This is a genomic window from Vibrio sp. S11_S32, from assembly GCF_014694465.1.
Taxonomy (GTDB): Bacteria; Pseudomonadota; Gammaproteobacteria; order Enterobacterales; family Vibrionaceae; genus Vibrio; species Vibrio algicola.
The window spans coordinates 1-21,988 of sequence record NZ_JAAUWS010000039.1; the positions used below are offsets into that span (position 1 = coordinate 1).

Genomic DNA, 21,988 nt, shown 5'->3' on the forward strand with positions numbered 1-21,988 from the left:
GGCCGATTGCCTCTTCTTTAAATTCTTTCGTATAAGTTCGATATTGACGTTTTGTATTCATATTCACCTCGATTGATTATCGTATTATCCACAATCAAGGTGTCCAGATCGATTAGACCAGAATATTCATCAATCAAATGATAAATACGTTATAACAACGGTATTATTTATGGATAAGGTTAACAATCAAACCATAACAAACTAAAGCCTCAACGATGACCTTACTCTTTAATACTCATTATTTCGTAAATATGAGCCAGTGCGTAATTCATTTCATTATGTTCATTGGGCAACTGAATCACCCTTTCTATTTCCTCATGCATCTCGACGTCTAAACCCATTTGTTTAATGAATTTTATTACAGCCTCGAATGTACTTATCCCGCTCGACCAAACCTTCTCGATATAATCATGTTCATTAACGATATGAATACACACTGCCACATAGAAAAGCATGAGTTTTGCTATCCCATGATCATTACTCGAAACCTTCTTGTACTCAGAAATTACTTTTTTAGCTTCCGCTATTTTATACGTTGGTAAATACGTATCAGCTGTAAATCTTGGCTGCATTGCTTTTTCTATCTTCGTCACACTGAAATTAAAAACATCCTCATCATCATTGAGTAACGATGCTTTATAATACCGTTTTACTGCATCAAATTTTTTATATAAATCGGCTATTTCATCAATCAATTCTTTTTCAGATTTTTGCCTTAATATCACACGTAACTTTTGTAATGACATTTCTCATACTCACAATAAGACATCAATTAACCATTATTCAATAAAATACCACATTAGGATTTTGATGTGATAATGAATGATAACTGCGGTGCTTGTCTGGTTAAATATTATCCACAGATTCTGTGGGTAACCAACAAGTAGAAATTCAATAACACATGCAGACTGAATTTTGATGCCATAACGATTATCGACATTAACAGTATCGTTATGCTTCTCTAGTCATCACTATTATTCACTAAGGGCATAGTAAAGGTATTTTTTCTAATCAAAGTTCTATATTTGGAATTTCATCTAATTGCTCTAAAAGATGATCACATCTTGATACAATGACTTCACGATATCTATTCATATAAGCACGTTGTGATTCCGATGTATCCCCTATCATACTGATCGCAATATCAATGTTGTCGAGTATTGCACTCGCTATTTTCCGTAAACGACGTTGAAGTATTTTTTTACTTATATAACAATCATCGGCAAAATCGACTAGCTGATAAGCATTAATTGAATCAGAATCAAATTCAGACCCTAATGCCATAGCAAGATCTTGTTCAAATTCTGGATACATTCGAACATTGACTAAATCATAAAATGGGGTTGGTTTCAGGCCATCTTTACTCACAAAAAAACTGACGTTTTTACCATGTGAATCACAATTGTAAACACAAGTATTAAATAACACCCAATCAAGTAAGATCAGTTTCGCGGCAATGGGATTTTCACATTGTTCGCTAATTTGAAATAACTTTATAAGGCTAACACCATCACGAATATGCTTAACGTCGCGTTGCTTACCAAGGTTCCGTTCGTACTTTCTTTCCACACCCATGTTACAGACTTGGCATCCATCAATCACATGACGTCGTTTCACTGAATCATTCGTTAATTTACGATCAAAGCGTTCAACTAAAAGGGCAGGATATTTATCAAAATATTGCAACTCTACATTGGCCGTCTCCAGCCCAACAAGCCTAGCAAGACGCATTGTTACGAACTCATTAATAACGAGATGTTTCTGATCATTTCTTTCAAATTTAATGATGTGTGTTGAGCATAAATCACCTTCACCCAATCCAAGCTGACCATTCATTTTTAGGACATTAATTTTCGACTGTACGCCAGCAACTGATAGTCTCGGCCTTTCATCCCATATTTCCATCGCCCACAATGTTGGGTTGGAAAGCCGCATGATCAATTCCTTGTCTTCAATTGGCCGAAACGTTGTTTCTATTTGATTTGACGTAAATTGGTGCACAAACATCACAGCACCTGACGCATCAACGCCGATACCGCCAATTAGAGCAAAGATATTGAGTTTTGATACTGCAAGAAACTCGATTAAGTAATCAAGCCCTTGATTTTCTGGTAACAGGTTTTGTAAGTATTTTCGGATCACAGCAGAGGGTATAACAGTATCAAGCGGAAGATGAGGCGATAAGGGAAAGCCATTCTGTCGCCATTCATCAGTATAAGTTAATTCTAAATTATCAGAGTCTTTATCTAATGTAAGTTTACCGATCACTGCACTATCATACACAACATCAAGAATGTATCGATCAGACCCAGTTGTCATTGTCATTACTCCTTGAATTCTTCATATTTTTAGACGAGCTTAACCACGGTGTAATGTTAAGTTTGATGCCAAGACCTTGTATAACATCCATAATAGAGGACATACGGATATCTCCTTTTCCTTGTTCAATCTTGATGTATGTTTGTTTTGCTATGCCGCAAAGCTCAGCAGCATCCGATTGGGTTATCCGACTTTGAGTTCTTTTCGCCTTAATCGCCAGCCCCAGCAGTTCAGTACTGAACGGTTGATCAAGATTGGGGGTTTCTAATACTTTTACTAATTTGGCCATCAATTACTCCTAGAATAAGCCCTCTCTCGTTACCCAATAGACATTGTCGTCAGATTGAATAGGGATAAAGTCCATAAACCTGACCTTATTGACCACATTAGCTAAGAATTACAATAAAGTCTATAAAGATAGACCTTTATGCCAAATTGAAAAGAAATAAAGATAAAGTCCACAAAAGTAGACTTAATGATCACACTGATAAAATCCAGATCGAAGGATGAAGATTAAGAAGTAGTAGACGATGAGTGTTATGAACGTAAAAGTGATGCAAGAGCTCTCAAAGCAGATTGAAGCCACTATGCCTTGGATTCATAGCATATCTCAAGAAAGTAGTACAACGAGCTTATGGGTTCGCTTGTAGAAGTCTACGAGGCTAATCAGATATTTACTGACTTAATTCAATATTGACAACATTAATCCAGCCATATCAATAATTTTAAGCGGTCAACATTCAATGACCCTGTAACACATAAACGTTGCCAGTCCGTTTTAATATCCCAACGTACATGTTAACAGTGATTCAGTTAACCCACTTTTGGACAACATGTGTTAGGTATAACTGATCCCATATAGTTTATTTAACGCGTGATGCAATGAAAGAAGATGTTGAAGAATATATCCGGTATTACAACCATGAAAGGTTGCATACTACGCTTGGTGATTTAACGCCAATCGACTATGAAAAATTACAAAGTCAGGTGTCCTATTGGGCTTGACCAGAATAGGCGGTTTCTATCAATGCTCACCAAACAATTTAACTGTCCATATTATTCTTAATTCTATTGCTGAGTGACTTGCTCTTTTTATCTGCCACTTCTTCTTTTATATCTTGGGCTTGGTCTTGTAGTTGGTCTTTTTTATCTGCTATTTTTTCTTTCTTACTCGCCATCACTTCTGCAATACCGGCAAAATTATCGGCTAATTTTTGCGCTTGAGCATCTGGGAATTTCTTAGCGAAAGAGGCTTTCAATTGGCCTTTTAAGCCATCGATCACTTGTTGCTTATCTTTACCTGCCGCCGCTTCACGAATATGGGAAACTGAGCTCGCCAATTGCTTTAACTCAGGAAATAAGTTGGCATCTTTTAGTGGTGCTAATAATTTAATGTCTTTTAGATCCGCTTGATCGACCTTATTGTCTAAGGTGGTGATTAATGAGTCCACTTTATCTAATGTTTTCGTCCCACGTTGATATAGAGGAGCAATCCCTTCATCTTGAGCAAAGCTGGTGACTTTATCAACCGTCATAAACAGCAATACCATGATGATCACAATCGGCAATAATAAACCACTAAATAAGCCAACAAAAAAATTATTCATACCTGAGGCAAAGTTTTTCATTTATTTTTCTTCCTGAATCAAGAGAATACACTCTAGTTATTAAAGGTGCGTATGGATGAGCGCTTTACCTTATATGCTTGAAAAGGCACAGAGCTTGATTCACATTAATCTGAATACTGACTGAAACTTTATCGGATGAAATCAGAAAAATTTCAAGCGATAAAAATATAATGATCGACTAACAAAGCCACAAACAAACCCATCAAATGATAGATCGAAAATTTAAAGGTCTCCATTGCACTTCTGGAGGTGGAAACGTATTTAAGTTGCACAGCTTTATAAATAAATCCGCCAGACAATACGGTAGAAGCCAGTGCATAAATCAACCCACTCATACCGACTAAAACCGGTAGAAAACACACAATTGCTAATAAAATGGTATAGAGCAATACCGTGGTTTTAGTGAACGCCACCCCATGAGTGACAGGCAACATAGGAATATCTGCTTTGGCGTATTCATCTTTTCTATGGATCGCTAATGCCCAAAAATGCGGTGGTGTCCAAATAAAAATAATCATCACGAGCAACCAAGCATGAGCATGCATTTCACCTGTCATTGCCGTCCAACCCAGCAACGGCGGCATCGCACCAGCAATACCTGCAATCACAATATTTTGCGGTGTGGCGCGCTTTAAATATAAAGTATAGATCAAGGCGTAACCCACCAAACTGGCAAAGGTAAGCCAAGCGGTAAGTCCATTGACACAAAAATACAAACTGACAAAGCCAAGTAACCCAATGCTGGTGGCAAACACACTCACTTTCCAACTCTTCAATTGCCCAGAAGGTAGTGGCCTTTTTTGTGTTCGTGCCATAATAGCGTCAATTTTACGGTCAATCAGGTGATTAAATGCCGCAGCGGCTCCTGCCATTAAACCTATGCCCCATAGCCCCATCACTAGCGGCTGCAATGCGAGTTTACCCTCCACCGATAAGCACATACCCACCAATGCGGTGAGTAGCATAAGCATGACCACCTTTGGCTTAGTAAGGGAGTAATACAATTTTGCTTGAGTTTGAATCGTCGCCAATACCCCATTGAACTGGTTGTGTTTGAGATTATGGGATTGAGTATTATTGGCCGTATTAGTGTCTGCTGAAGTCGGGGATACCTTAGACTCTAATGATGACGTGAAGTCTTGTTTTGGTGAAGGCGTCGATCCTGAAGATGACGACACCGATTGATAACGAGTTCGATATCGTAACGACCCAGTCTTTTTTTGCGACTCTGGAAACTGGACTATATTAGATTTCGCCATATTGACTCCTACCGAATAACCGTATTATTTGATGCTTTAGACGAACAGTGATCTATCGTTAATCACCCCTTATCAACATCCTGCTTAGCACATAAGCTTTGAGGTGTACGCTCGCTATATCGCAAAGCAAAATGTATTTTCACCATCATTAACAATAGCAGAGCCGCCACAAAATTATGCGCGACCGCCAAAATAACAGGAAGATGCAGAAGCACATTCGCGATTCCCAATCCAATTTGAATCACCACTAAACCCATTAGCCACCAGCCCAAACGACGAAAATGATGCAAAGATCGGGATGATGTAGATGTAGATGTAGATGTAGATGTAGAAAAAGCATGCCAGCGAATCAATTGCAGCGCCAAACTGATAAGCACCCCAGCAGTTAACAATGCGCCAAAGCGATGAGAAACATGAATCGTCATACGAGAGGCATAATCTAAAACCCCAAATTCATAGCTGCCGTTAGCGTTATGATGGGCGGTTTGCAAAACTGAAAATGCCGAAGTGAATTGTAATTGTTGCCACCAGTTTCCTTCACAAATAGGCAGAGAAGTACACATTAAGGCGGCGTAATTTGACGAGGTCCATCCACCCAACATAATTTGCATGATCAGTATGATTAACCCGAGTATCCCCAATCGTTTCAAGCCTTGCGTAGGTGGATTTTCGGGCGGAGAAGCTTTATCTCTTTGCTGTAATGAGCCCCTAATATGGGAGCGAGAACTAAGCGTTGATATGGCACTAGAGTCGGTCTGTAGTGGTACAGTCGCCAGTAGCTTCATTATATAGTGCTTAATATGTTGCAGACGTAAATGAAGCCACAATAACAAACACGCAATACTAAAGCCTCCGAGTAAATGCAGCATCACAATAATCGGCATTAACTTGAGTGTGACCGTCCACATACCTAATGCTGCTTGAGCAATCACTAAAATAGATAAGCCAATAGGTAAAGCAATACTAAGCTTGATGAATTTTAATCGAGCTAATCTGATACTAAAAAATAAAATCGCAGCGATCATAAGGCCAAGTGTGGCGGCAACATAGCGGTGGATCATTTCCAGCCACGCTTTATGCGGTTCGACCATTAAATCAGGATATCGCGTATTGGCGGCCTCAATTTCATGATGCTCATTGGGCACGCTTAACTGCCCAAAACACCCCGGCCAATCAGGGCAACCTAATCCAGCATCTGAAATTCGAGTATAAGCACCTAGCACAATCACGATTAAAGTCAGCAAGAAACTGAGCCTAACTAACCAAGTAAGTGCGCGCCATAACCCAATTTTATGCTCGATAGTTGCTCGCATATCAACTCCTTTCATCCCACTCGAGATAACTTTAGCAGTTTGCGTAAATCGCCCAGTAAGCCTTTAACAGATGCGCTCAGTGCGGGCGAAATGGTCGGTGTATCCATCATCAATTGCTGACCGGAATCGATAATATTCTGCGATGGTTTGGGATGGGCATTTAAAGGCACGGGATAACGCATCACCCAATCCCCTAATGGATCAATCACCACAAAATCTTGTTGAGAAAATTGAGCACTTTCGTTTTTCAGCCAAGTTTCACTGACCGCGACTTGTTGATAATCCCAAGCAGATAAAGCCGACTTATCACTATCCGGTTTAACCAATATTACCGTTGCCACCCGAGGCTGATCTTTACCCAGTGCCACATGGGATTGGTGCAAAAGTGCTAATTGTTGCTGGCATACAGCCAAACACTTTTGCGGCATGATATACCCTATTTGCCATAATTTAGCCGCAGGGTTTACCATATTAACTGATTGATAACTCATTTTAGGGGATATCCATACGCCATAGTTAGTCACGCCAGAATGATACCAATGAAAAAACAAAATCAGCTTAGCCGCCACAATTGGCAAAGAAAAAATCAGCAACATCCACCACAGTATTTTGCGGTTTTTCACAGCCGAAGCTTTAGGCCTATTGAGTTGAGACGGAACACTTGAGGGCATCATTTTGGCTCCTTAATTTTCGTCGTTTGCGACATAATGGTTTTTCGGTTTGACTGCCATATTTGATAACCAAACCACAATGACAACAGCGCTAACACTAGCGCCATACAAAACCATTGAATCGCATAACCAAAATGACGAGTTGAAGTCATCGGAATGGGTTTCCACGGATGCGGTAACGGTTTTTCTAGCGCTAAAACAGAAAGAGGTTGGATAACATGATCGAATAACGGCAAATTCAATTTGGTTGCTAGAGCGGGTATTGATAGATTTTGGATCCGCATCGGCCAACCAGATTCCGCCATTAATGATTCACTCATCGGATTTACTTGCTTGCGGTACAGGCGACCAACAATATGTTGTGAAGTCTCGAGCATCGTCACCACTGGCAATATGCGCCGATCAGAACCACTCACGACAAAGCCTAATTCCAATAATGCGAATTCAGTAATACGCTCATTTGTAGGATCAGTACTTGTTAATGGATCTTGAATTTTGACCACTTGAAAAGCCAGGTAGCCGACTTTTCCTTGCCATGTTTGGTTATCGAGCAAAATGATCTTAGTCTGCGGGGTTTGCTTAGCGCCACTGTTTAATGATAAATGAGTCACGGTTACGGCGATTTTAACACCATTGTGCTGCCAAACCTTTTGCGCCTGCTGATCAATTTGTCCCTGTTGACCAAATCGAGGTGAAGTACGCTGTAACCATTGAGATAAGCTGATAGGCACGGCATTTTGCTTGGCTAATAATGCTTGTTCTATCTGCACTTTTTGATCCCCTCTTGCCAATTGCCAAAATCCCAATTTGACCATTAATACAAATAGAGCCACAGTTAACAGGAGTAAAAATAGCTTTTTGGCTCGACCCGATGATTCATTTTTCACGCTGCGACAAGGAGCCTCAATGACGGCAATATTATTAATAAAGTTTCTATTGGTCGTTTTGATCCTTTTCATTTTTTATAATCTCGCCCGCGCCTTATATGTGATGGTAAGAGAATCGTCTGACAATGAAAATTCACCTATAAATCCGCCTTCTATGACTCATTTTATTGGCCGTCGATTACTCTTCGCTGTTTGCGTGATGTTATTCCTTATTTTCCTCATGGCTTCTGGCATCATTACCCCGAATCCGAGACCTTATTGACTCATTGGTGTTCTTTTTTATTTTTTTGTTCTCGTCTCTCCACCGGTATTCATCGCCTACAACACATAAACAAACACAAACAAGCACAACCAAACCACATCAACAAAGTGCCAATACCAACTGCCAGCCTGAAATGCGAAATGATCTTTAGGGGAAAAATGATCAAAGGAAATTCGCACCAGCAGCACAATAAGAAAAAGTGTTCCTAGCGTGACATGCACCCCATGGAATCCGGTTAACAAGAAGAAGGTATTGCCATATACACCAGACTGGAGCGTTAATTCCATTTCTTGATAGGCGTGAATGTATTCTTGCCCTTGATAAAATAAGAATGCTAATGCCAACACGATGGTGATTTCTAACCACACGATCAACGCAGTTCGATGATTTTTTTCTAAATTAAGGTGCGCAAAGTGCAGAGTAATAGAAGAGGTAAGCAGAATAATAGTGTTCATTAATGCCAAGCCTTGCCATGGCATCGCTTCGGTCACACCACCAGCAGGCGTGGTGATCAAAGGCCAAATTGCTTCAAATGCGGGCCACAACACTTCATGAGTCATGCCATTATTAGATGCGCCCCCTAGCCAAGGAACGGAAATCATACGGGCATAAAATAACGCCCCAAAAAAGGCGCCAAAAAACATCACTTCAGAGAAGATAAACCAGCTCATTCCTTGTCTAAAAGAACGACTCAGTTGATTGGAATATAAACCTGAAACAGATTCTTGCACCACGTTACTAAACCAACCCACCAGCATCACAATTAAGGTGCCAATACCCGCCAGTAATACCAAGCCCCCCAAATCACTGGTAAAAGCTTTATCTTGAATATACAACCCCGCCCCAACCGCGATCATAAACAAGGCTAACGCACCGACGATCGGCCAATTACTCTCCGGCGGCACATAATACACTTGCGGTTGTTTAGTGGCACTACGAGTAAATTCATCTTGTCGTGCTTGTTTTTGCTGTATTTGTAACGCTTGCTTTGGCGATACTGGGCTAGCAACACTTTCAATGTGTTTATTCATTCTCTGGCTCTCCTTCTCCAACCATCTATGCTGCCTCAATAAATTGAATAAATAACAGCATGGTTTTCGATGAATCCTTCATAAACATGAACGACTTAGGACCATCCTTTATCCTTTCTCAAGCCTATAAGCTTGATGTTTTCACAATGTGGTCATCATTTAATTCTGAGCGACATTGAATACATTTCTCACCACTTCTCGATCACCTTTGCTAACCACAATGTCAATAACATCCTCTACTACTGGTTTTTTCGTTATTTCAGTGGTGACTTTTTGCTTGTCGGTAATGTCATATAAAGTATAGGACAATGTCAGCGTGTTTATTGATTGTGGCAGTTGATGATCAACATAAAAAATGACGGGTAACTCAGCGACCGCATGGGCACCTAAAGGTTGATGATTAAAACAAAAACACTCAATCTTATTAAAATGAGTCGCCGCTAATCCCGGCGATATAGAAGGAACCGCCTGACCTATCATGGCTTTATTGCCATTATTGACCGCATGGTAGGTGGTTTTTATCACCTGCCCTGGATGAACAAATATTTCGGTTTGATTAGGGCGAAATGTCCATGGAATACTAGGACTAACATTAGAAATAAATTGCACTAACACTTTGCGTGACGTATCGATTGTGAGCCCTTGTGATGAAGCGGCCACAGTATTGGTTTTGCCATTAATGCCCAGTTTGTCGCACATAATGTCGTACAGCGGCACTAAGGCAAAACCAAACGCGAACATGCCGATCACGCCCAGCAACAAATAGCTAATTAACCGCTTCTGATTCAGACCTTGTTTGCCATGCTTAAGATCGTTGTTCGCCATAGCAACACCTTAATCCACTTTCGGTGGTGTTGAGAATGTATGGTGCGGCGCTGGACTTGGTACTGTCCATTCTAGTCCTTCAGCTCGCTCCCAAGGTTTGGCGGGCGCAGCCTCTCCTCCTCGAATACATTTCACCACCACCACTAAGAATAAAAGTTGTGATAATCCAAAAGCAAAACCGCCAATCGAGACTATTTGGTTAACGTCGGCAAATTGGATCGCATAATCAGGAATCCGTCTTGGCATGCCAGCCAATCCTAGAAAGTGCATCGGGAAGAACAACACATTAACCGACACCAACGACAACCAAAAATGCCATAAACTCAAAGTTTGGTTGTACATATTGCCAGTCCATTTGGGCAACCAATAATAGGCCGCCGCCATAATTGAAAATACCGCCCCTGTTACCAACACATAATGAAAGTGCGCCACCACAAAATAGGTATCGTGATATTGAAAATCAGCCGGCACAATAGCAAGCATCAAACCGGAAAATCCACCAATGGTAAATAACACAATAAACGCAATCGCAAATAACATCGGGGTTTCAAAAGTGAGCGATCCACGCCACATGGTTGCCACCCAGTTAAATACTTTAACCCCAGTCGGCACCGATATCAGCATGGTGCAATACATAAAGAATATTTCGGCAAAAACCGGCATGCCAGTAGTAAACATGTGATGGGCCCACACTAAGAAAGACAAGCCTGCAATCGCGCAAGTGGCGTACACCATCGAATGATAACCAAACAACCGCTTGCCACTAAAAGTCGGGATAATCGCCGAAATAATACCGAATGACGGTAAAATCATAATGTACACTTCAGGATGACCGAAAAACCAAAAAATATGCTGGAACATCACAGGATCGCCGCCCCCAGCCGCATCGAAAAAACTGGTGCCAAAGTACTTGTCGGTCAATATCATGGTGACCGCACCCGCTAATACTGGCATTACCGCAATTAATAAAAAGGCTGTAATAAGCCATGTCCACACAAACATTGGCATCTTCATCCAACTCATCCCTGGTGCGCGCATATTCACAATAGTCACGATCACATTGATCGCCCCCATGATCGAGCTGATACCCATGATATGAATAGAAAATACAAATAGCGCGGTACTATCTGGAGCATAAGTGGTAGAAAGCGGCGCGTAGAAAGTCCAACCAAAATTAGGGCCACCACCATCAGTCAACAATGAGGAGAGTAAAATCAGGAACGCAAAAGGCAAAATCCAAAAACTGAGATTATTCATGCGCGGCAACGCCATATCCGGCGCACCAATCATTAATGGGATCATCCAATTAGCTAAACCAGTAAAAGCTGGCATCACGGCGCCAAATACCATGATTAAACCATGCACTGTGGTCATTTGATTAAAGAAATTAGGCTCAACTAATTGTAATCCAGGTTGAAAGAGCTCGGCGCGGATCACCATTGCCATCGCCCCACCAGTGAAAAACATGATCAAGCTAAACCATAAATATAAGGTGCCGATATCTTTATGATTGGTGGAATAAATCCAACGCTTGATGCCTTTTTGCGGACCGTGGGCATTCTCGTTATGATCAAGATTATCCATTGGTGTATTCATCATTTTACCTCCACGGATTGGCTGGCATCACTTGATTCATTTTCTGGCGTTAACGCTTTTTTGATATCGGATGCTTGCACCGCATCGCCAGTATCATTACCCCAAGCATTTCTTTCATAAGTCACAACTGCGGCAATTTCTTCTTGTGATAATTGGTTAGCAAAAGCTTGCATTGCCGTGCCAGATACACCATGCAATACCACATCGATATGATACTCAACCGGTCCAAGCGCCACTTTACTGCCCTTTAATGCAGGGAAAACCGTTCCCATACCTAACCCTGTCACTTGATGACAAACGCTGCATCGTTCGTTATATATTTTTTCGCCTTTGGTCATTAATTCTTCTAGTGGTAAGGTTTTATCTAGTGCTTTCTCTTGCTCTATTTTTTGCTGTGCGACTATTTGTTGTTGCTCACTAAGCCAAATATCGAAATCTTTTTCTGGCACTGCTTTAACCACAATCGGCATAAAGCCATGATTGCGTCCGCATAACTCGGCACATTGGCCGCGATAAATGCCGGGCTTATCTATTTTGGTCCACGCCTCATTAATAAACCCAGGCACGGCATCTTTTTTCACTGCAAAATCGGGTACCCACCAAGAATGGATCACATCATCAGAAGTCATTAAAAAGCGCACTTTTCGATTAATGGGTAGCACCAAAGGTCGATCAACTTCTAATAAGTAATGTTGACCTTTTTCTTCTGTGCCTTCGATTTGTTGTTGTGAGGTATTCATAAAGCTATAAAACTCGACCCCTTGATTAAAGTAGCTGTAGTGCCATTTCCATTGGGATCCCGTCACGGTAATAGTGAGATCGCTTTGCGAGGTATCTTCCATATCGATTAAAGTTTTAGTGGCAGGGATCGCCATCAGGATAAGAATAATAACGGGGATAATAGTCCAAATAATTTCGACTTTAGTGCTTTCGTGAAAGTTCGCAGCCACTGCGCCACGAGATTTTCGATGACGGAGAATCGAGTAAAACATAATGCCAAATACCACAATGGCAATCGCCACACAGACATAAAAAATCAACATGTGCAGATGATAAACCTTGCCACTGATCTCAGTCACACCACGGGTAAGATTAAGGCGCGTCTCTTGCGCGATTGCTGTAGAGGGGACAATTAACACCAATGCCAAAGCCCAATACATACCCACATTCCATGCGAATAAAATATTTCGACTTAGTACCGCGTAGGTTCGACTCAATGATCTATCCAAGACCCCTCCTCACCTGCCTGTGAAATATCAACAAAATACGTCCGTTGTTCTAAACCAACCAGACCCAATTACCGTTTCAAGTAATACAGGTATAGAGCGTTGTGAACACACTGATACGGCAAGGTGAGCAAAGAGCTCTATAAATATCTAATTTGAGTACACATCTTCTGACATGTTAATTAAAGCTAGCTAGAGAATGCGAATTGTTCAAGAAAACAGCAATAACAATGTGAACAATAAAAACGTTCAGTAAAATATCTTGAATACTTGATAATAGTGAATACCTGATTAAAATGGTCGGAATTCATGGATGTGTTGAGTTTGGAGACACGATGTACCAATCAAAGCCTGCTACCCCTCTGCCTATTACCACTTTATTTGTTCTTTATGGCATAATTTTTCTTGGTTCTGCCGGATTTTTTATTACGATTCCAGCTTATGTTAGCTTGTTTCTCACTGATCATTCTTTGCAAATAGCGCAAGCCATGCCACTTGAACAACGTCGTAATTTATTTGGTACTGTGATGTCGTTGGCACCCTTTATTTCGATGTTATTTACCCCTTTTATCGCTCGCTTTGCCGATCGATTTAATCGAAAGATCGTAATGGCATTATGCCTCATGGTTGGTGCTATTGGCTTTGCCATGCCCATATATGCCATTGTGGTAGGCTCGGTCGTATTGTTATTTGCCGGTAATATGATCAACAGTTTAGGCTCGGCTAGCCAACCGATCGCTCAAGCTATTTTGTCGGATAACAGCCAAGGCAAAAATAAAGCCACCTTAATGAGTTTAGTGGCAGTGGTAATGACCGCCGCGATGTCTTTTGGACCGGCACTGGGCAGCAAATTATCCGCACTGTATGGCGCTCAAGCTCCATTTTATGCCTGCTTAGTCATCGCTTTAGTCTGTTTGTTATTATTGAATCTCATCAAACTGCCAACACAAACGGCTTTAAGCGAAGAAAATCCATGGTCACTTGCAGCGCCTCTCGCACGCAGCAAAACTGGACTGCTACCTTGTTTAGCCATCGTGTTTATTTGTCAATTTAGCTGGAGTTTATATTTCCAAAATATTTCTTTTCTACTGCCACAAAAATGGAATATTTCGGTCGAAAGTGATTTTTATCAATTCTATATGATGGGAATTGGCATTGTGATGATGGCATCATTATTACTGCTTCCCCGCCTAATTTTGACTTACCTTAAGCTCACCACAGCTTTACGCACAGTATTATTTTTTGCCGCAGTGGGTATGTTATTACTGGCGATCACACCAACCCCAACCACCCATGTAATTGCGATGATTTTCACCGCGATCATGGTGGCATTATCCTTTCCGTTATACATTACTTCATTATCGGATAGGGCCAGTCACTCAGACCAAGGTTGGGCAATGGCGTTATCCAGTGCGATGGTCGGTTTAGCTTGGACATTAACCGGTTATATCACCGCTCGCTTGGTTAATATCGAGTTAATTCTGCCAACCGCAATTGCGGTGCTAGGTTACCTTATTGCAATTTTATTAGTGCCAAAACCTCTCCCCTCTCAATCTAATCATGAGGCTCAATAATGACGAGTTTGACTTCTGCTTCGTTAGCCCAGCAATTAGCACAAACGACTTGTCATCCAGTTTTGCCAAAGGAATTTCAATTTGGGATTGGTTTAATTGTCGATCTCTCAGCCACCAGTGATATTTGGGGAAAAGTCACTGCAGGGCATAGCTTTGCCGATGAAATAAAGCGCCAAGCACAAGTTATTCAAGCCAAAGTTGAGATCGGACGCTACGCAGAAGAACGCACGATTTATCAAGACACAGATAATTTTTCAGATAGCCAAGCTCGTACTATGCATATTGGCATCGATTTAGGGGTTCCTACGCACACGCCGGTATTTGCACCGCTTGATGGCAAGATTTTTGGATTTGCCGATCATCAAACACAGGGTGATTACGGTCCCACTATTATTTTATGTCACCAACTTGATGGCTTGGTTTTCCATACCCTTTACGGTCATTTATCTAGAGATTCTTTAGCTGATTTATTTATTGGTAAAAGCATCCAACAAGGTGAGCAGTTTGCCCGTATAGGTGCGAGCAATGAAAATGGCGGTTGGGCCTCACATCTACATCTGCAAATCATCCAAGATATGGGTAATCATACCGACGATTATCCGGGTGTAATTGATCCCACTCAAGCTGATTATTACCTGAATAATTGTCCCAACCCGAATCTGATATTAAAGAGAACCGATTTAAAATAAAAATGAGCGAAACCCTCTAGCACCTCCTCGTTAAACAACTCTGATCAGTCAAAACTTTCCATTGAAGGTGCATAGTATAGAGTTCACTTTATCGTTTTAGATATCAATAAGATAAAATCACTCGCTCATAAATCTTGAAAAAGGATGAATTTAAACCTATAAACCTAGCGCACAAAAGCTCAATAAAGCTCAATAAAGCTCTTTAATTGCCTTTCAACTTCGTGATATAAAACCAACCAACATTTAAGTAACAATATATTAACTTGCAGATGATAGTTCTTTCCGCATGTTTCTATTTTAAACCTTCTGATGTATAGACAGATTCACTAGAGCCGTTATGATGGTGAGTTCCTAATAACAAGACTGTTAACAGGATCGAATGAACTGGACTTTATTCGTCATTTTAAAACGATAAACAGGTTGAATTATGCAAAACGACACAACAATTATATCTAAACTTGCTAATGGCAATTTAGTACTACAAATATTACTCGGCATTGCTGCTGGTATCGTACTGGCACTGGTGTCACCGGAAGCTGCAAAAAGTGTTTCGATGATCGGGGGATTATTTGTTGGCGCATTAAAAGCCGTCGCCCCTATTTTGGTTTTCATTTTAGTCGCAGCGTCGATTGCCAACCAAAAACAAAATGCTAACAGTAATATGCGCCCCGTTATTGTTCTTTATCTTTTAGGCACATTATTGGCATCACTGACCGCAGTGACCTTTAGCTTTATGTTCCCAACCCATTTAACCTTAGTGGCAGGCGCAACCGGCACTACCCCACCACAAGGTATTGCAGAAGTTCTGCATACTTTGCTATTTAAAGTGGTCGATAACCCAATTAATGCCTTAGTTGAAGCCAACTACATTGGTATTCTAGCTTGGGGGATTGGTTTTGGTATTACCCTGCGCCACACCAGTGAAGCAACTAAAACTATGCTTACGGATGTGAGCCACGGCGTCACTATTATGGTTCGCTTTATTATTCGCCTTGCGCCAATTGGTATCTTCGGTCTAGTCGCATCCACGTTTGCTACTACAGGCTTTGCTGCACTTGCGGGCTACGTACATTTATTAGCGGTTTTATTAGGGTCAATGCTCTTTATTGCCCTAGTGTTAAACCCAATAATTGTGTTCGTAAAAACCAAACAAAACCCATACCCATTAGTATTTCGTTGCTTACGCGAAAGTGGTGTAACGGCGTTCTTTACTCGTTCAAGTGCCGCCAATATTCCAGTGAACATGGCATTGTGTGAGAAACTAAAACTCAATGAAGATACTTATTCGGTATCGATTCCACTCGGTGCGACCATTAATATGGCGGGCGCGGCGATCACCATTACCGTATTGACACTTGCAGCCGTTAACACTCTGGGCATTCAAGTGGATATCTTCACCGCAGTACTGCTTAGTGTGGTTGCGGCGGTATCAGCTTGTGGCGCTTCAGGTGTTGCCGGCGGTTCATTGCTGCTTATCCCACTGGCTTGTAGCTTATTTGGCATTTCAAACGATGTGGCGATGCAAGTCGTTGGTGTCGGCTTTATTATTGGTGTTATCCAAGATTCAGCTGAAACGGCGCTGAATAGCTCAACCGATGTGGTCTTTACCGCTGCGGTTTGTCGCTCAAAAGATGGCGAAGCAAGCGTACAATCGGCTGAAGTATAATTACAGTGATGAATTGATGTACATAATTAATACATCCAATAAAAGTAAATAGACAAGCGACCAACTTACTCATTAAGTTGGTCGTTTTTTTTGATTAAAATTAATGAATCACAAGCTCAAATTTAGGTATACTGCCGCCATCATCACGCCACCCGTGATTTTTATTATTTTTGGAGACCGCATGACTATTGAACGCCACCACACTAAAGCCCGTATGAGCCGTATCGTTAAGCACAACAACACGGTTTATCTTTGTGGCCAAGTTGCCGAAGATCGCACCAAAGGCATTACTGACCAAACTGAAACCATGCTCGCTAAAGTGGATGCCTTATTGGCTGAAGTAGGCAGCAGCCGTCAGCATATTTTAAGCGCAACAATCTACATTAAAGATATGTCTATGTTCGCTGAAATGAATAACGTATGGGACAACTGGGTTCCAGAAGGTCACGCTCCAGCTCGCGCTTGTGTTCAAGCATCAATGGCAAGCCCTGAGCTATTAGTCGAAATTTCAGTTGTGGCTGCTATCGCTGAATAATTGATTTAAGCAATTAAAGCATTAAGTCCCGTGTGATAGATGATCACACGGGGCTTTTTTATACCTATTACAGCAATTAGATTGTTAACTGTGATGATAGCAATCGTAGCCACTATCTGGTGATCTCATTACTTTAATGGCTATTCGTTTGGGGTCGAATGAACAAAAAAATGAAATTGAGCGGTCTGTTCGTTATATTGTTAGTAAGCGATAAGACAAATACCCGACACCTATCAAAGCAGTGTCGTCACTATCGGGCTATCTAATCATTGTGATCGGTTTCAATACCGTTCGTTTCACTATAAGGAAAGCAGATGAATAACGATTATACTCCAGCTAAAGTTTGGACCATGGAAGAAGAGAATGGTGGCACTTGGGGCAGCATTAACCGTCCAGATTCTGGTGCTCGTTTTGAGCGAGAATTACCGGTAGGTAAACATCCCATTCAATTGCATTCAATGGGAACACCTAATGGACAAAAAGTGACGATTATGCTCGAAGAGTTGCTGGCGAAAGGCATTTCAGGGGCTGAATACGATGCCTATTTAATTAAAATTGGCGATAGCGATCAATTCTCATCTGGCTTTGTCGAGGTCAATCCTAATTCAAAGATCCCAGCCTTAGTCGATCGTTCAGGTCCTACGCCAATTAACGTATTTGAGTCCGGCTCTATCTTGTTGTATTTAGCTGACAAGTTTGGTCACTTCCTGCCAACAGCATTAGAAGATCGCGTCAAAGTGATGAACTGGTTGTTCTGGTTACAAGGATCGGCTCCGTATTTAGGCGGTGGTTTTGGCCATTTTTACGCCTATGCGCCAGAGAAATTTGAATACCCGATTAACCGCTTTTCAATGGAAGCCAAACGTCAGTTAGATGTATTAGATAAGCAATTGGCAAACAATACCTTTATCGCTGGTGAAGAATACACCATTGCAGATATCGCCATTTGGCCTTGGTACGGTAATCTTGCACTTGGCAATGCTTACAACGCCGCTGAGTTCTTAGATGTTGGCAGCTACAAAAACCTACAACGTTGGGCTAAGGCTATTTTAGATCGCCCTGCCGTTCAGCGTGGACGTATCGTCAATAAGCCAATGGGTGAAGCGTGGGAAGCAGTAGCTGAGCGTCATAGCGCACAAGATATTGATGATGCCTTGAGCCAAAAGCCTTAAAACACAAGCTTAAGTAAGACTGTTCTATTAAATACACCACGAGTTAGCCACAATCTAACTCGTGTTTTTTATGTTTACGCATCAATTGAACATTGTTTTAAATTGAGCTAAATGTGATATCATCAAACACCTCACAAATGAGTTCGCACTAATACATACACAAAGCTAATAATTAAAGTAACCTTATTTATGACTTATCATCCAATAAGAGAATAACAAATGAAGCGATTACCCCTGGCGCTGGCATTAACCGCAGTCTTACCCAATTTGGCACACGCAGTCCCATTAGTTCGTTCCAATGATTCAGGGGTGGCACAAGATCAAGATTACTACACCCAAGATATTCGTAATACTCGCATTATCTATACCGAAGAGAACAAACCTCACGCCGAACATGCCGCTGCAGTAGAGCAAATTCTACAACCTGCATATGAAGATACTTTTGGCTTTAAAATGGATAGTCGCCTCAATGTTGGGCTGATGTCGTCTTATAACCAAATTGCCAATGGTTTTTCAAGCCAATACCCCCTCAACCGACAAATCAACTATATGGGCGGGGCGCAACTACCGGATTACTTCACTTCCAGTTCATGGTTAGACACATTATTATTCCATGAAACTGCGCACGACTACCAAATGAATGCCAAAGATAATCTGATCTCACAATCGATATTTAGCGTCCTACGTACCGGGAACATTGGCCCTGTTGGCATTATTCCCGCCGTATTGCCTAACTCAACCTCTGCACGCTTTATGCTTGAAGGGAATGCGGTATTGAATGAATCGTGGCATGGGCAAGGCGGACGACTCTACAGTGGCCTTTATCGAGCAATGACACATGTTCACGCCAAAGCAGGTTATTTAACACCAAAACGCCTTTATAACGACACTCTCTTCTTTCCGTTTGGTGAAAGTGCCTATATCTTTGGTTCGCAATATCAATATTACCTAGCAGAAACTTACGGTTTAGACACCGCCAATAAGTTCTTTAAAAACCACTCCCAACACTGGTTATGGCCTTTCCAAATCAATAATCCAACCAAACAAACCGTGGGAGAAACTTTTGATACCACATTTGCCGCTTGGGCAGAAGAAGAAACCCAACAAGCGAAAAACATGCAATTAGCGCAAGGTAAAGTGATCGCTCGCTCTAAATATTATGGTGAACTCAATACGCAACAAGGTCAGATTATTTTCTTAACCAACCCTGATGCTGTGAGCGCACCTAAATTAGTCCGCTATGATTTAACTACTGGGGATGTGAGTGAAGAAAATAGCAGCTTAGACATGGGCAAGGTGTACAACATAAACGATGAAGATTATACCGTTTCAGGTCGAAGAACTTCGGTTTGGCGCACTACGCAAGGGTTATTTGATGATGATGCTCTAATCAAAAGTGGCAGTGAAGGTCGAGTCCACCAAGGCTTTATGAGTGATGGTCGTGACGTGTACTTCAAAACCACCGAGTCTTTTGTTCAACCTCAACTTTATGTTGGTGATGAGTTTTATCAAGCGGTGAATTCCTCAGTATTGGTTAAGAATGACGACCTTTATTACTTCATCCAAAAAGGCAATAGTCGCACTTTATATCGCAATAAAGAAGCCATACTCACCTTGCCTGCTTTCTATGCGATGGTGAAAGATGTCGATAGCCAAGGTCAGGTCTACTTTATTGCCAATACTGAAACCGGCAGCTCACTTTTTAGAACTAAAAATGGCAAAATTGAACGTGTTCTTAGCTCAGATAACATCATTGATGCGAGACTTATCAATGACAAGCAAGTGGTAGCAACCGCGATCTCAGCCGATGATTATTACTATACGATTGAGCCATTAGAAGCTAAACATCAAGCGCCTTACCAAGTGACATTATTATGGGATGGTGAAGATGGCCTTGCCGAGCAGCAACAACAAAAGCTGGCGCAACTAAAACCCGTGCCACTCAATACTGATAGCGACTACGGTTTTTTTAACAATATTCGTTATAGTCGCGGTTCATTAAATGCTTTCGCTGTGGTAGAAACCGATGATCAAGATGAAGATGAAATAAAGTGGCGCTATAACGCAACCTTTGAATTTACCGATCCGCTGCATCGCAGTACTTATCGACTTTGGGCGATGAATGATAGCGACTACAGTGATTTAATCGGCGCAGGCTTTAGTAATAACCAATATTTTTTGATGGTTGGTGTCCGTGGTTACTACGTATTAAATGACAATTACTCAGATCCGAACCAACAGAAAAATCAAACTCGAGACGGAGGTGTCGCCGCGCAATTACGTTTGCCTTTCCTTCAAACTGGTTTTTGGGATGCTGAAGTATCGGGTAATTATTATCAAGATTACAAGTTAGACGAGCGCGAACCATTATCAGTACAATTCGATATATCTCGTACCGAACATTATGGTAATAGTTGGTTGTTAAACAAAGAAGCGGCATTATCAGTTTATGGTGTTCAGGACCGAAACGATAATATTAGTGGTGTATCGCTATCACTCGGCACAGATTTACCCGCTGAGTTTTACATTAATCTCTCAGGTAAATATTCAAACAGTGATACCAATCAAGTAGGTAGGAGTGAACGCCGAGGGGTTGAATTAAGCGAAGGTACTGATTTTATTAATAATGACCCAAGCACCTTTATTATGCCATCGCTCAAAGATGACGCTTTTGCCGAAACCGCTAGCTCTGCTCAATTAAAATTGTCGAAAGTAATTAACCTTTCTGCTTATTCGTTCAAAGGGCCTATTTCTTTGCGCCGAGAAATGGTTGAAATGTCGTATCGTCGTTATGACTTAGGCCAGGTAAATGCACTCGGCGATATATCGATAAATCAAGGTATCATAGGGCTACATATTGATACTTTGATCATGAATGTGTTACCAATCGGTTTCTACACTCAATATATTCGCAGTGATAATAACCCATTAACCGATCAAGATAGTTTTCAAGCAGGGCTATCTTTACCGTTGTAAAACAGCTAAAAATAATGAGATGTAGAGATATTGCGTAGGAAAAAAGCTTGAGAGGGGTCATCGAGGTCACTCTCAAGTAACCAAGAACAAACAGTAGCTTTTCGGCATACTCAAATTGATCAAATATTAAATGGAATTGGTATTTAATGGCATGATACAGACGTAAAAAAGCCCACTATTTCTAGTGGGCTTTTTTTATTTTTAGATTTATAAAAATCTAAAAACTAAATTCAAGCCTGGCGATGTCCTACTCTCACATGGGGAAACCCCACACTACCATCGGCGCTATTGCGTTTCACTTCTGAGTTCGGCATGGAATCAGGTGGGTCCACAATGCTATGGTCGCCAAGCAATATTCT

Annotated in this window: 19 protein-coding genes, 1 rRNA gene and 1 pseudogene; 8 read left to right on the forward strand and 13 right to left on the reverse strand. The window is 41.2% G+C overall.

Annotated features, from left to right (window positions below; all coding sequences use genetic code 11):
- Positions 1 to 221: 221 nt before the first annotated feature.
- The 3 genes from HC723_RS13495 to HC723_RS13505 form a co-directional block, all read right to left on the reverse strand.
- Positions 222 to 746 carry a DUF6155 family protein gene (locus tag HC723_RS13495; protein ID WP_190339453.1) on the reverse strand — a complete coding sequence of 175 codons (525 nt, stop codon included), beginning with the start codon at positions 744 to 746 and terminating at the stop codon, positions 222 to 224.
- A 265-nt stretch (positions 747 to 1,011) separates the two neighbouring features.
- A complete protein-coding gene (locus HC723_RS13500; protein WP_190339454.1) occupies positions 1,012 to 2,319 on the reverse strand; it encodes a HipA domain-containing protein in 1,308 nt (435 codons plus the stop codon).
- Complete coding sequence (locus HC723_RS13505) at positions 2,303 to 2,608, reverse strand: helix-turn-helix domain-containing protein (protein ID WP_190339455.1); 306 nt, start codon at positions 2,606 to 2,608, stop codon at positions 2,303 to 2,305. The genes HC723_RS13500 and HC723_RS13505 overlap by 17 nt, the downstream gene beginning before the upstream one ends.
- A gap of 566 nt (positions 2,609 to 3,174) precedes the next feature.
- Here HC723_RS13505 and HC723_RS13510 point away from each other — a divergent pair.
- Positions 3,175 to 3,324 (forward strand): annotated as a pseudogene (locus tag HC723_RS13510) (IS3 family transposase); the annotation flags it as partial.
- Between the two features lie 38 nt (positions 3,325 to 3,362).
- Here HC723_RS13510 and HC723_RS13515 read toward each other — a convergent pair.
- From HC723_RS13515 to HC723_RS13535, 5 genes are all read right to left on the reverse strand, one after another.
- Positions 3,363 to 3,947 carry a hypothetical protein gene (locus HC723_RS13515; RefSeq protein WP_190339457.1) on the reverse strand — a complete coding sequence of 195 codons (585 nt, stop codon included), beginning with the start codon at positions 3,945 to 3,947 and terminating at the stop codon, positions 3,363 to 3,365.
- A gap of 152 nt (positions 3,948 to 4,099) precedes the next feature.
- Positions 4,100 to 5,206 (reverse strand): heme o synthase, encoded by a 1,107-nt coding sequence (gene cyoE, locus HC723_RS13520; RefSeq protein WP_190339458.1) that lies wholly within the window; start codon positions 5,204 to 5,206, stop codon positions 4,100 to 4,102.
- Between the two features lie 62 nt (positions 5,207 to 5,268).
- Positions 5,269 to 6,519, reverse strand: a complete 1,251-nt coding sequence (locus HC723_RS13525) for a COX15/CtaA family protein (protein ID WP_190339459.1) — start codon at positions 6,517 to 6,519, stop codon at positions 5,269 to 5,271.
- Between the two features lie 11 nt (positions 6,520 to 6,530).
- Positions 6,531 to 7,193 (reverse strand): hypothetical protein, encoded by a 663-nt coding sequence (locus HC723_RS13530; RefSeq protein WP_238925497.1) that lies wholly within the window; start codon positions 7,191 to 7,193, stop codon positions 6,531 to 6,533.
- Positions 7,190 to 8,149 carry an SURF1 family protein gene (locus tag HC723_RS13535; RefSeq protein WP_238925498.1) on the reverse strand — a complete coding sequence of 320 codons (960 nt, stop codon included), beginning with the start codon at positions 8,147 to 8,149 and terminating at the stop codon, positions 7,190 to 7,192. Before HC723_RS13535 ends, HC723_RS13530 begins: the two co-directional genes overlap by 4 nt.
- Between HC723_RS13535 and HC723_RS13540 the strand changes: the two genes are divergently transcribed.
- Entirely contained in the window at positions 8,097 to 8,339 is a 243-nt protein-coding gene (locus HC723_RS13540) for a DUF2909 domain-containing protein (RefSeq protein WP_153448309.1), read from the forward strand. The two genes, HC723_RS13535 and HC723_RS13540, sit on opposite strands and share 53 nt — an antisense overlap.
- 56 nt (positions 8,340 to 8,395) lie before the next feature.
- Here HC723_RS13540 and HC723_RS13545 read toward each other — a convergent pair whose 3' ends face one another.
- The 4 genes from HC723_RS13545 to coxB all read right to left on the reverse strand — a co-directional run bounded on the left by HC723_RS13545 (position 8,396) and on the right by coxB (position 12,951).
- Positions 8,396 to 9,370: a cytochrome c oxidase subunit 3 gene (locus HC723_RS13545; protein ID WP_153448308.1), complete on the reverse strand. Its 975-nt coding sequence runs from the start codon at positions 9,368 to 9,370 to the stop codon at positions 8,396 to 8,398.
- A 159-nt stretch (positions 9,371 to 9,529) separates the two neighbouring features.
- On the reverse strand, positions 9,530 to 10,195 hold the full coding sequence (locus HC723_RS13550; protein WP_190339461.1) for a cytochrome c oxidase assembly protein: 666 nt from the start codon (positions 10,193 to 10,195) through the stop codon (positions 9,530 to 9,532).
- 9 nt (positions 10,196 to 10,204) lie between these two features.
- On the reverse strand, positions 10,205 to 11,794 hold the full coding sequence (gene ctaD / locus HC723_RS13555; protein WP_238925499.1) for a cytochrome c oxidase subunit I: 1,590 nt from the start codon (positions 11,792 to 11,794) through the stop codon (positions 10,205 to 10,207).
- Positions 11,791 to 12,951, reverse strand: a complete 1,161-nt coding sequence (gene coxB, locus HC723_RS13560; RefSeq protein WP_190339466.1) for a cytochrome c oxidase subunit II — start codon at positions 12,949 to 12,951, stop codon at positions 11,791 to 11,793. Before coxB ends, ctaD begins: the two co-directional genes overlap by 4 nt.
- A 401-nt stretch (positions 12,952 to 13,352) precedes the next feature.
- On the opposite strand from coxB, the gene HC723_RS13565 reads away from it, so the two are divergent.
- The 6 genes from HC723_RS13565 (at position 13,353) to HC723_RS13590 (ending at position 21,629) form a co-directional block, all read left to right on the forward strand.
- The gene (locus tag HC723_RS13565; protein ID WP_153448306.1) at positions 13,353 to 14,591 is read left to right on the forward strand and encodes an MFS transporter; all 1,239 of its coding nucleotides are present in this window, start codon (positions 13,353 to 13,355) and stop codon (positions 14,589 to 14,591) included.
- On the forward strand, positions 14,591 to 15,280 hold the full coding sequence (locus HC723_RS13570; protein ID WP_190339462.1) for a peptidoglycan DD-metalloendopeptidase family protein: 690 nt from the start codon (positions 14,591 to 14,593) through the stop codon (positions 15,278 to 15,280). The genes HC723_RS13565 and HC723_RS13570 overlap by 1 nt, the downstream gene beginning before the upstream one ends.
- A 427-nt stretch (positions 15,281 to 15,707) precedes the next feature.
- Positions 15,708 to 16,946 (forward strand): serine/threonine transporter SstT, encoded by a 1,239-nt coding sequence (gene sstT, locus HC723_RS13575; protein ID WP_190339463.1) that lies wholly within the window; start codon positions 15,708 to 15,710, stop codon positions 16,944 to 16,946.
- 181 nt (positions 16,947 to 17,127) lie between these two features.
- Positions 17,128 to 17,481 carry a RidA family protein gene (locus HC723_RS13580; RefSeq protein WP_153448303.1) on the forward strand — a complete coding sequence of 118 codons (354 nt, stop codon included), beginning with the start codon at positions 17,128 to 17,130 and terminating at the stop codon, positions 17,479 to 17,481.
- 314 nt (positions 17,482 to 17,795) lie between these two features.
- Positions 17,796 to 18,653 carry a glutathione-dependent disulfide-bond oxidoreductase gene (gene yghU / locus HC723_RS13585; RefSeq protein WP_153448302.1) on the forward strand — a complete coding sequence of 286 codons (858 nt, stop codon included), beginning with the start codon at positions 17,796 to 17,798 and terminating at the stop codon, positions 18,651 to 18,653.
- A gap of 219 nt (positions 18,654 to 18,872) precedes the next feature.
- Positions 18,873 to 21,629 carry a hypothetical protein gene (locus tag HC723_RS13590; protein ID WP_190339464.1) on the forward strand — a complete coding sequence of 919 codons (2,757 nt, stop codon included), beginning with the start codon at positions 18,873 to 18,875 and terminating at the stop codon, positions 21,627 to 21,629.
- Positions 21,630 to 21,863: 234 nt separating this feature from the next.
- Here the strand turns inward: HC723_RS13590 and rrf are convergent.
- Positions 21,864 to 21,979: ribosomal RNA gene (rrf, locus tag HC723_RS13595) — 5S ribosomal RNA — on the reverse strand.
- Positions 21,980 to 21,988: the final 9 nt, after the last annotated feature.

Bases quoted from the DNA above. Each gene is read 5' to 3' on its own strand.
- HC723_RS13495 (WP_190339453.1), bottom strand. From the start codon at position 746: ATGTCATTACAAAAGTTACGTGTGATATTAAGGCAAAAATCTGAAAAA.
- HC723_RS13500 (WP_190339454.1), bottom strand. From the start codon at position 2,319: ATGACAACTGGGTCTGATCGATACATTCTTGATGTTGTGTATGATAGT.
- HC723_RS13505 (WP_190339455.1), bottom strand. From the start codon at position 2,608: ATGGCCAAATTAGTAAAAGTATTAGAAACCCCCAATCTTGATCAACCG.
- HC723_RS13515 (WP_190339457.1), bottom strand. From the start codon at position 3,947: ATGAAAAACTTTGCCTCAGGTATGAATAATTTTTTTGTTGGCTTATTT.
- cyoE (WP_190339458.1), bottom strand. From the start codon at position 5,206: ATGGCGAAATCTAATATAGTCCAGTTTCCAGAGTCGCAAAAAAAGACT.
- HC723_RS13525 (WP_190339459.1), bottom strand. From the start codon at position 6,519: ATGCGAGCAACTATCGAGCATAAAATTGGGTTATGGCGCGCACTTACT.
- HC723_RS13530 (WP_238925497.1), bottom strand. From the start codon at position 7,193: ATGATGCCCTCAAGTGTTCCGTCTCAACTCAATAGGCCTAAAGCTTCG.
- HC723_RS13540 (WP_153448309.1), top strand. From the start codon at position 8,097: ATGACGGCAATATTATTAATAAAGTTTCTATTGGTCGTTTTGATCCTT.
- HC723_RS13535 (WP_238925498.1), bottom strand. From the start codon at position 8,149: ATGAAAAGGATCAAAACGACCAATAGAAACTTTATTAATAATATTGCC.
- HC723_RS13545 (WP_153448308.1), bottom strand. From the start codon at position 9,370: ATGAATAAACACATTGAAAGTGTTGCTAGCCCAGTATCGCCAAAGCAA.
- HC723_RS13550 (WP_190339461.1), bottom strand. From the start codon at position 10,195: ATGGCGAACAACGATCTTAAGCATGGCAAACAAGGTCTGAATCAGAAG.
- ctaD (WP_238925499.1), bottom strand. From the start codon at position 11,794: ATGATGAATACACCAATGGATAATCTTGATCATAACGAGAATGCCCAC.
- coxB (WP_190339466.1), bottom strand. From the start codon at position 12,951: ATGTATTGGGCTTTGGCATTGGTGTTAATTGTCCCCTCTACAGCAATC.
- HC723_RS13565 (WP_153448306.1), top strand. From the start codon at position 13,353: ATGTACCAATCAAAGCCTGCTACCCCTCTGCCTATTACCACTTTATTT.
- HC723_RS13570 (WP_190339462.1), top strand. From the start codon at position 14,591: ATGACGAGTTTGACTTCTGCTTCGTTAGCCCAGCAATTAGCACAAACG.
- sstT (WP_190339463.1), top strand. From the start codon at position 15,708: ATGCAAAACGACACAACAATTATATCTAAACTTGCTAATGGCAATTTA.
- HC723_RS13580 (WP_153448303.1), top strand. From the start codon at position 17,128: ATGACTATTGAACGCCACCACACTAAAGCCCGTATGAGCCGTATCGTT.
- yghU (WP_153448302.1), top strand. From the start codon at position 17,796: ATGAATAACGATTATACTCCAGCTAAAGTTTGGACCATGGAAGAAGAG.
- HC723_RS13590 (WP_190339464.1), top strand. From the start codon at position 18,873: ATGAAGCGATTACCCCTGGCGCTGGCATTAACCGCAGTCTTACCCAAT.